Source organism: Rhodopseudomonas sp. BR0M22 (assembly GCF_010907035.1).
Taxonomy (GTDB): domain Bacteria; phylum Pseudomonadota; class Alphaproteobacteria; order Rhizobiales; family Xanthobacteraceae; genus Rhodopseudomonas.
Genome location: NZ_QUMK01000078.1, coordinates 17,872 through 27,136 on the forward strand (window position 1 = coordinate 17,872; position 9,265 = coordinate 27,136).

The window sequence follows — 9,265 nt, forward strand, 5'->3', positions numbered from 1 at the left end:
GCGGCCCATTGCCCGGATGATGGGCATCGCGCAATTCACGGCTGATTTCGCGGCAGCGAGGTGCTAAGCGTGGCGCGCATCTGTCGTCGAAGGGTCACCCGCCGGACATGTTGAGTGTGATCGTTTCCACCGAGGGGGTCGAGCGGACCGCGGTTGCGACGCTGGCGTCCCTGGTCCCCGGCGCCGCTGCCGGAGTCGTCAGCGACGTAACCCTGGTCGATCGCGGCGGCAGCGACACGATTGCGCGAGTCGCGGACGTGGCCGGCTGCAACTATCTGGCATTCGACGGCGATCGCGCCGAAGCGCTCGCGGCGGGGGCTCGCAAGGCACGCTCGCCGTGGCTGATGTTTCTGCATGCCGGCGCCGTGCTCGATCCCGGCTGGATCGAGGAGACAACGCAGTTCATCGAGGGCGTCATGGCCAGCGGCCATCCGCGCGCGGGCATCTTCCGCTATGCCCGGTCGCCTTATGCCCCCACCGGCTGGCGCGAAAGCCTGACGGCAATGATCCGCAGCTTCTCCAGCTCCGCTGCGAATCAGGGCCTGGTGATCGCCCGCGACCATTACGACCGGCTCGGCGGCCACGCCGGGCACGGGGCCGAAGCCGCCCTTCCGCGCGATCTCGGCCGATCGTCCCGCACCCTGCTGCGCAGCCGGGTCATCCTCGCCGCCTGATTGAGCCGTCCAAGACCGACCGTGCCGCAGATCCATATACTTGCCATAGGCAACTATTTAGTTGACGGAAGCAATCATATCGGCTTGGATCGGTCCGTCGCAGATTTGGCGATGGAAAGAGCAGCAGACCGGTGCAACAGGATCTGAAAAACGACGAGACGGTCGAAGCCGTCCGCGCCTTCAACCGCTTCTACACAGCCCGCCTGGGCGTACTGGAGCAGCATCTCTACGCGAGCCCCTATTCGCTGACGGAAGCGCGCGTGCTGTACGAGGTGTCGCAGCGCGAGCAGGTGACGGCGACGGAGATCGCCGCCGAACTCGGCATCGACGCCGGCTATCTGAGCCGGATCATCCAAAGCTTCGACAAGGCAGGGCTGATCAAGCGCACACCATCCGCCGCCGACCGTCGCCAGCATCTGCTGTCGCTGACCGCCAAAGGCCGCGCCTCCTACGCCAAACTCGAGCGGAGTTCACAGCAGGACGTCAGCCGGATGCTCTCGGCGCTGTCGCCGGACGACCGCGCCGAAGTCGCGGCCGCGATGGCGACGATCCAGCGCGCGATGTCGTCGGCCCAACAGCCGCCGCCGATTCTGCGCGAGCCGCGGCCCGGCGACATCGGCTGGATCGTCCAGAGCCATGGCGCGATCTATGCGGCGGAATACGGCTTCAACGCTGCATTCGAAGCGCTGGTGGCGCAGATCTGCGGCGACTTCCTGGCGAAGAACGACCCGGCGCGCGAACGCTGCTGGATCGCCGAATACAAAGGCGTCCAGGCCGGCTCACTGTTTCTTGTCGACGCCGGCGACGGCATGGCCAAGTTTCGGCTACTGTTGGTGACGCCGCAGGCGCGCGGTCATGGCCTCGGCAAGCGCCTGGTCGATGAAGCCGTCGGGTTCGCCCGTCGCTCCGGCTATCGCGGCATCACGCTGTGGACGCAAGGCGTCCTGGTCACCGCGCGCAACATCTATCAACGAACGGGATTCGAGCTGGTCGGGACCGAGCCGCACACGATGTTCGGCCCGGAGATGCTCGGCGAGACCTGGGAGCTGAGGCTGTGAATCCCGCGCGTCGCGAGGATGCGCGGCGCGTCACTGCAGAGCTGATCGCCTTCCACGCCCGGCGTGGAAGGGCGCTCCGACGCGCCGCAATGGTTGCGATGCTACGGGCCTTGGCCGACGGCCTGCGCTCAGCACTGCATCGGCTGAAGCAAAGCCTCACGCAGCCCGATCCGCCAGCATCGCTCGAGCGAACTGGGGATAGCACTCGGCGAGTTCATCGGTGACACGGCCGCGCAACAATCCCAGCGTCTCCGCATCCGGCTCCGGCGTGAACGGCACCTGGGCAGGCGCGTCGTAGTCGAAACCGGTGGCGGCACGGATCTCGTCCGCCGAGCTGCCCCGATGCACGCTGCGCAGACCGAACCGCTTGCGCTGCTTGTCGAAGCCAAACAGTGCCAGCCCGGTCAGCAGCGCGTGCGGGCCACCGCATCGATAGATCCGCTCGCTGGCGCCGGGCGCACTGACGAAGTCGACCTTGTCGACCAGGACGCGCGGGGAGTGCTCCTCGCGAAACAGGATCACCCGCGGCACCAGATAGTACATGAACGCCGAACCGAACGACCCCGGCCAGCGCACGCTGCTCGCCGGATAATCGCCGGTGCCGACCAGGTTGATGTTGGCCTCGCCGTCGATCTGCCCGCCGCCGAGGAAGAACGCGTCGATCCGCCCCTGAGCGGTGGCGTCGAACAGTTCGAACGCACCGTTGGTGAAGAAGTTGTGCTCGCGTGAGCCGAGCACGATCACCCGCACCGGTTCGCGGCCACGACGCTCGTTGCGGGCGCGGAGCAGCATCGCGCCGGCGGCGGGAATCGGCGACGAGGCACCGACCGCGACGGTGCGGACGCCGTCGAGCAGATCGGCGATGGTGGCGATCAGGATTTCGCGCGACGTCGCAGGCGATGCGCTCATGCCACCGCCTCGAACTTCCGGGCGAAGCCGTGCATGTAGGCGGCGAAGCCTTCGGCCGAACGCGCCATCTTGGCGTAGCGCGCAACCTCGGCCGTGTCGGTGTTGTATTCGCCGGCGAGGCTGAGCGGCCAGGCGCCGTTCTTGGCTTCGGCGATCGCACCGACATACAGCGCCGGTAACACGCCGGCGGCGGCGTTCTCGTCCGCCAGCAGCGAGGTCTCGACGATACGCTCGACCGTCACCAGCGTCGTCCTGGCTGCATAGGCCATCGCGGCGAGTTCGGTCTGGCGGCCGATCCGGACGTTGCCGAACCGATCCGCTTCAGGCGCGTGAAACAGCGCGACATCGGGGCGGATCGCCGGCACCACCACGATCGGATCGTCCGGCGCATACGGATTGTCGATCACCTTCCAGTCGTCGCGCGTCGCCAGAATGTCGCTGCCGATGATGCCGCGGATCGGCATGAACGGCACGCCCTTCTGGCCGGCGACGAGGCCGGCGAGGATCGCCGGACAGGTCGCGTCCTTGATCGCGAATGCCCCGCTCCGGATGCCGTCGGCGAACCGCGGCGCACCGCCGGCTTCGCCGAGCGTGATCGCACTGGTCTCGACGGTGCCGACCAGGCCTTCGCCGATCAGCATGTCGGCCTGCAGGCCACTGATCGGGATGCAGACGAGATGTAGATTGCGCGGACGGTTGGCGATGATGGCCGCAGTCGCCGCCATGGCGACGCCGCTGGTGTCGGACGGCACCGCCACCGTCATGCCGTCGCGGATCTGCGCGGCAAGCGCCTCGATCGATACGATCTGGCCCAAAACATCCTCCCATCGTCGCGGCGCATTGTTGCGCCTTGTGCTTGGCGACGATGGTTTCGCGGCGAGCCCAGACTGTCAAGCCACGCGGGCGCGAAGCCGATGTGCGGCGCTCAGCTCTTGCCGCGGCGCAGATGTTCGTCGAGCCGCGGCATGATCTCGACGAAGTTGCACGGCCGCGTCCGAAAATCGAGCTGCGCGGCCAAAATGCCGTCCCAGCCGTCGCGGCAGGCGCCGGGCGAGCCGGGCAGACAGAAGATGTAAGTCGCGCCGGCAACACCCGCGGTGGCGCGCGACTGGATGGTCGAGGTGCCGATCTTGGCCCAGCTCATCATGTGAAACGCGATCGAGAATCCGTCCATCCGTTTCTCGAACAGCGGCTCGATCGCCTCCGGCGTGACGTCGCGCCCGGTGAAGCCGGTGCCGCCGGTGGTGATGATCGCATCGATTCCGTCATCGGCAATCCATCGCCGGATAATCGTGCGGATGCTCTCGACATCGTCGGTGACGATCTCCCGCGCCGCCAATTTGTGCCCCGCCCCGCTCAGCCGTTCGACCAGCGTCGCTCCCGACTTGTCGTCATCGAGCGAACGCGTATCGGACACGGTGAGCACCGCGATGTTGAGCGGGATGAAGGCTTTCGGTTGAGTGACGGATGCCATCGTCAAGTTCCTGCGTCATTGCGAGGAGCGAAGCGACGAAGCAATCCAGAGGCTCAGTGCACAGCCCCTGGATTGCTTCGCTTCGCTCGCAATGACGGATGCGGCTGTCGTAGTCAATTCGCGAGAGCCATCGGTCAGATCAACCTATCGTAAAGGTCGAGCCAGCCCGGATTCAGGGCGATCTTTTTGGCACGACTGCCCGCCTTGATCTGCTTTTCGCGGGCGATCGCTTCGAGCATGGTCTCGTGAGGCTCGTACCACACCAGCAAACCACAGCCGTATTTCTTCGAGAACCCGTCGACGAGTCCTTCACGGTGTTCATATGCCCGCTTCGGGAGGCCCCTGGATTGCTTCGCCTTCGGCTCGCAATGACGGGACTTGGTTGGCGCTCCCCTTCTTAAGGAGCGCTTGCTACAGCTTCTCCGCCGCAAACGTGTTGCAGGATTGAATGGTGCCCTGCTGGTAGCCGGTCATGAACCAGCGTTTGCGCTGCGCTGCGGAGCCGTGGGTGAAGGAGTCCGGCACGACTTCGCGTCCGGCGCGGCGCTGCAGAGTGTCGTCGCCGATCGCCGCCGCGGTGGTCAGCGCGGCATCGATATCTCCGTCTTCGAGGAAATTCGGCCGCTTCTTCTTTTCGCGATTGACCCAAACGCCCGACAGGCAGTCGGCCTGCAATTCGACACGCACCTGCAGCCCGTTGGCCTCGGCGCCGTCGCCGTATTGCCTCTGCTTCTGAGTCACCTTGTCGAGAATCCCGAGCTGATTCTGGACATGGTGCCCCACTTCGTGGGCGATGATGTAAGCGGCCGTGAACTGGCAGGCCGAGCCGGAGCAGCCGTGGAATCGGGTCTCGACCTGCTTGAAGAACGAGGTATCGATGTAGATCTGACGATCCGGCGGACAATAGAACGGCCCCATCGCCGCCTGCGCCATGCCACAGCGTCCACCATTGGTGCGGCCCCGAAACAGCACGATCTTCGGGCCGACATACCTCTGACCGCTGTCTTTGAAGACCTCGGTCCAGCGATCGTCGATCTCCCCGAGCACGCCGGAAATCATGCTGCCCATTTCGTCGGTCGGAGCGCCCTCCTTGCCGGAACGGCTGCCGGTCTGCTGCTGCTGCGTCGAATGAGAAATCATCTCGGCGCCGCCGATCAGCAAACGCGGATCGATGCCAAGCGCCCAGCCGACGATACCGAGCACCACGATGGTGCCGATGCCGAGCCCGACGCCGCCCATCGGAAATCCGAATCCGCCGCCGCCACCCCCGCCGCCGTCTTGATCCCGGCGGTCGTCGATATTGTCGCTGCGACGGAAATCATCGAAACGCATCAGCCTGCCCTCGGTTTGGCCCGAACCGGCGATCCGCGCCGGTCCTCAATTTGCCGCCGATCGGGAAAAATCGGCGACAATTAGCATTAACCCGCCCGGCAAATATTGCCTAGTGCCGAGCACCGCCGCCGGACCGGCGTTGAAACACAACCTACCCGGAGTTGGTGCGAGCGAGAGCACCGATGACAGCCACAGCTTCTGTTCCCTTTATCCATATGCCGGCAGAGAGAACCGCTCTGACCTGTGTTCGTTCCTTGGTCACCAAACTGCGATCCAATTAAGTCGATTTTTACTTTGCCACGGCAATGTGTCGCCAGTCGGTTGTTTAGTCCCGCGTCTCCGACGGCGTCACATGAGTCAGGTTAGTTGAGTCATGGTAGTGTCGCGTCGCGGGGCGTCTGCAAAGGCGCCCCGCACTCAATTTGAATACGAGCTCGAGAGCAAAATCATCGTCGGCGATTGCATCGCCGAGATGGAAAAGCTCCCGCCCAAGTCGGTTGATCTGGTGTTCGCCGATCCGCCGTACAATCTGCAGCTCAAAGGTGCGCTGAAGCGTCCCGACGAATCGGAAGTCGACGCCGTCGACGACGATTGGGACAAATTCGCGTCCTTTGCGGCCTACGACAACTTCACCCGCGCGTGGCTGCTCGCCGCGCGGCGAATCATGAAGCCGTCGGCGACGCTGTGGGTGATCGGCTCCTATCACAACATCTTCCGCGTCGGCACGATCATGCAGGACCTCGGGTTCTGGGTGCTCAACGACATCGTCTGGCGCAAGTCGAATCCGATGCCGAACTTCCGCGGCCGTCGTTTCACCAATGCGCACGAAACGATGATCTGGGCCGCGCGCGACGAGAACGCCAAGGGCTACACCTTCAACTACGATGCGTTGAAGGCCGCCAACGAGGACGTTCAGGCGCGCTCGGACTGGCTGATTCCGCTGTGCACCGGCGACGAGCGGCTGAAGGGCAAGGACGGCAAGAAGGTGCACCCGACGCAGAAGCCCGAACAGCTTCTGGCGCGCGTGCTGCTGAGCTCTTCGAAGCCCGGCGATCTGGTTGTCGATCCGTTCAACGGCACCGGCACGACGGGTGCTGTCGCCAAGCGTTTGCGCCGCAACTACATCGGCATCGAGCGCGACAGGACCTATGCGGACGCCGCGCGTGCGCGGATCGACGCGATCGAGCCGTTGCCGGATGATACGCTCAAGCCGTTCGTCACCGCCCGCGATGCCCCGCGGGTGGCGTTCTCCGAACTGATCGAGCGCGGCATGATTTCGCCGGGCGCCCGGCTGGTCGATTCGAAGCAGCGGCACGGCGCGCTGGTGCGGGCCGACGGCGCCATCATGCTGGGCGACAAGGTCGGTTCGATCCACCGCATCGGCGCGATGGCCCAGGGCTCCGAAGCCTGCAACGGCTGGACGTTCTGGCATGTCGAGACCAGCAAGGGTCTTCGGCTGATCGACGAGCTGCGCGCCGAGATCCGCAGCATGATGATCGTCTGACCAATCAGAGAACTCCGGTACTGATCGAATCAGAACCGGAGTTTTCTGATTTCTGTATGCCGCGTTGCCCGCACGCGAGCCGGTATCCAGCTCGCAGGCAAAAACTTCAGCTTCCGCCGACGAATCGTCCGATCCGATACTTCGGCAGCAGCGCGTCGGCTTCGGACGAGTGCTGACGCCCCTTGGTCTTGGTATCGTAAGCCTCGGTCGCTTCCTTGCCGCACCACGGTTCGATGATGCTCGGCCGCGACGGATGATCCGGCAGATATTGCGTCAGGTCGTAGACGCTGCCGCGGATTGCCATCCAACAATCATCCGGCTTGGAATGCCGGGCGAGCTCGGCGACGCCGATGTCACGCTCGGCGGCAGTCGCGGTTTGCTCTGAGCCCGGTGCCAGCAGATTACCGATCCAGAAGCCGGCGACGGCCATCCAGAACGTGGCGGTCGAGACGTAGAACAGCTTGCGCATCATCTGAACTCGAAGTTTTCGTAGTGAATGTGCCGAGCGGCAACGCCGCGGGCGGCAAGCAACGGCTTCAGTGCAGCGATCAGGCCGGGCGGTCCGCACAAGTAACATTCGGCGCGTGACAACTTTCCGGCGGGCGGCAGCAGCGGGCCGAGATCCGGAAGATCGTCGCCGGTCTCGACGGCCTGGAGCGTGAAGTTCGGATCGCTCGCTGCGGCCGCGCGCAGCTCCGGCAGAAACGCAGCATCGGCTTCGCTGCGATACAAGTACAGCAGCCGCGTCGGATGCAGCAGCGGGCCGGCGTTCAACAAAGCAACAAACGGCGTGACGCCAATCCCGCCCGCGACCCAGAATTGCGGCGCCGTCTGGTGCGGGTCGACGAAGCCGCCGAATCCGCCGATCACCCGGGCTGCGACGCCGGGCTCGATCGCCAGCATCCGCGTGGTGCAATCCCCGAGCGCCTTGATGGCAAGATGCAGTTCGTCCTGGTTGGCGATTGTGCTGACCGTAAACGGATGGAATTCGCCGCATCCGCGATAGCGTGCGCCGTTGCCGAATTCCGCCAGGACGAACTGGCCGGGCGCCACCAACGCCGGATCGCCGAGCGGACGCAACACGATCTCGACCGACCGCGCCGCCAATGGCCGCACCGCCGTCACCACATAGGGCCGCGCCGCAAGGCCGAGATCGCCGCGGAGCAGCCGCCAGCCGAGAATCGCCGCAGCCACCGCAAGGATCGGCAGCACCGGCTCGTCGATGCCGAGCAGCATCAGATGCACCAGTCCGGTCAGCACGCCGAGGCCGAGCAGCGCGTGCAGCCAGCGCCAGGTGCCATAGCGAATGCTTCGGATGAAGGTGGTGACAAGGCCGCCCATCAGCAGCAGCAGCCCGAGCCAGCCGGACCACACCGGCCAGCTCTCGGTGAACGGCGACAACGTCAGCCAGGCCACCCGTGCCGACGGCAAGTTGTTGGCGGCAAGCAGCAACGGATGCAGCAGCAGCAACACATACGCGGCGACGCCGGTGCCGTGATGCCAGCGATACATTCGCTCCAGGCCGCCGAGCCACGCCGCAAGCCGCGGCTCGCGCAGCATCAGCAGCAGACTGACCAGCAGCAATCCGCAGCCGAGCCAGCCGGTGACGATGCCGGCAGCACGGATCGGCGCCAGATCATTCGGAAAGGCCCAGACCGCGAATCCGATTGGCACCGCCACGGACAGCAGCGGGATTAACAGGGGGCGTATCGTCGACCCGGCGGAAGCCACCGCTCAGTCCGCGCCGGCTTTGAGATGATCGCAGAAGTCGCGACCGCCACCCGGCAGGTCGAGGCCGCGCTCCTTCGCGCGCTGCAGCATCAGGGCGTGATGTTCGGCACGATAGGTCTCGCAGGCCGCGTAGTCGGTGAAACTGCGCACCCGGGTCTGATGCTCGATCCGCTCCTGCGGCGACATCAGCATCCAGCCGCGGGTGTTGGTCTCGCTGGCACGCCAAGGCGCTGCGGACACCGAGGTTCCGCCTGCCGCCAGACCGACGACGTTGATCATCACGGCCGCATAGGCCGTCAAGCGGATGCTGAGCATGACCATCATCCCGCTGCGATGCGACGTAGCAGTCTAGCGCGACCGCAATGGCTGCGATGATGATTCAGATCAAGCAGAGGAGGAGATGGGGCGATTGAATCCGCCCTCTCTCCGTCATGCGGGTGAATTTTCCGTCATTGCTGTGCATGTTCAACAATTCGGTGATCGAATCCACCCATCAGGGAGGCTTCGATGCGCGACAACAGCTTCGATCGGACGATTGAAAGAAACTACATCCAGAAGTGGCGTTTTCTGATCGCTGAGTACG

Annotated in this window: 10 protein-coding genes and 1 pseudogene; 3 read left to right on the plus strand and 8 right to left on the minus strand. The window is 64.8% G+C overall.

What is annotated here, in order from left to right; translation table 11 throughout:
* The first annotated feature begins 107 nt into the window (after positions 1–107).
* Together DY468_RS21150 and DY468_RS21155 are read left to right on the plus strand one after the other, a co-directional pair.
* Positions 108–674, plus strand: a complete 567-nt coding sequence (locus DY468_RS21150) for a glycosyltransferase family protein (protein ID WP_164607067.1) — start codon at positions 108–110, stop codon at positions 672–674.
* Between the two features lie 131 nt (positions 675–805).
* Complete coding sequence (locus tag DY468_RS21155; protein ID WP_164607068.1) at positions 806–1,732, plus strand: bifunctional helix-turn-helix transcriptional regulator/GNAT family N-acetyltransferase; 927 nt, start codon at positions 806–808, stop codon at positions 1,730–1,732.
* A 156-nt stretch (positions 1,733–1,888) separates the two neighbouring features.
* Here the strand turns inward: DY468_RS21155 and DY468_RS21160 are convergent, their stop codons facing one another.
* The 5 genes and pseudogenes from DY468_RS21160 to ypfJ all read right to left on the minus strand — a co-directional run bounded on the left by DY468_RS21160 (position 1,889) and on the right by ypfJ (position 5,447).
* Positions 1,889–2,641 carry a CoA transferase gene (locus DY468_RS21160; RefSeq protein ID WP_164607070.1) on the minus strand — a complete coding sequence of 251 codons (753 nt, stop codon included), beginning with the start codon at positions 2,639–2,641 and terminating at the stop codon, positions 1,889–1,891.
* The gene (locus tag DY468_RS21165; protein WP_164607072.1) at positions 2,638–3,456 is read right to left on the minus strand and encodes a CoA transferase subunit A; all 819 of its coding nucleotides are present in this window, start codon (positions 3,454–3,456) and stop codon (positions 2,638–2,640) included. The genes DY468_RS21160 and DY468_RS21165 overlap by 4 nt, the downstream gene beginning before the upstream one ends.
* 110 nt (positions 3,457–3,566) lie before the next feature.
* Complete coding sequence (moaB, locus tag DY468_RS21170) at positions 3,567–4,115, minus strand: molybdenum cofactor biosynthesis protein B (protein WP_164607074.1); 549 nt, start codon at positions 4,113–4,115, stop codon at positions 3,567–3,569.
* Positions 4,116–4,249: 134 nt separating this feature from the next.
* Positions 4,250–4,453 (minus strand): annotated as a pseudogene (locus DY468_RS21175) (GIY-YIG nuclease family protein); the annotation flags it as partial.
* A 73-nt stretch (positions 4,454–4,526) separates the two neighbouring features.
* Positions 4,527–5,447, minus strand: a complete 921-nt coding sequence (gene ypfJ / locus DY468_RS21180) for a KPN_02809 family neutral zinc metallopeptidase (protein ID WP_164607076.1) — start codon at positions 5,445–5,447, stop codon at positions 4,527–4,529.
* Positions 5,448–5,820: 373 nt separating this feature from the next.
* Between ypfJ and DY468_RS21185 the strand changes: the two genes are divergently transcribed.
* Positions 5,821–6,951: a site-specific DNA-methyltransferase gene (locus tag DY468_RS21185; protein WP_164607078.1), complete on the plus strand. Its 1,131-nt coding sequence runs from the start codon at positions 5,821–5,823 to the stop codon at positions 6,949–6,951.
* A gap of 106 nt (positions 6,952–7,057) precedes the next feature.
* Here the strand turns inward: DY468_RS21185 and DY468_RS21190 are convergent, their stop codons facing one another.
* Genes DY468_RS21190 through DY468_RS21200 form a run of 3 tightly spaced genes read right to left on the minus strand, consistent with a single transcriptional unit; the run spans position 7,058 to position 8,997 of the window.
* A complete protein-coding gene (locus DY468_RS21190; RefSeq protein WP_164607080.1) occupies positions 7,058–7,423 on the minus strand; it encodes a cytochrome b5 domain-containing protein in 366 nt (121 codons plus the stop codon).
* Entirely contained in the window at positions 7,420–8,682 is a 1,263-nt protein-coding gene (locus DY468_RS21195) for a ferric reductase-like transmembrane domain-containing protein (protein WP_164607082.1), read from the minus strand. The genes DY468_RS21190 and DY468_RS21195 overlap by 4 nt, the downstream gene beginning before the upstream one ends.
* A 3-nt stretch (positions 8,683–8,685) precedes the next feature.
* Positions 8,686–8,997 (minus strand): hypothetical protein, encoded by a 312-nt coding sequence (locus tag DY468_RS21200; RefSeq protein ID WP_164607084.1) that lies wholly within the window; start codon positions 8,995–8,997, stop codon positions 8,686–8,688.
* Between the last annotated feature and the right edge of the window lie 268 nt (positions 8,998–9,265).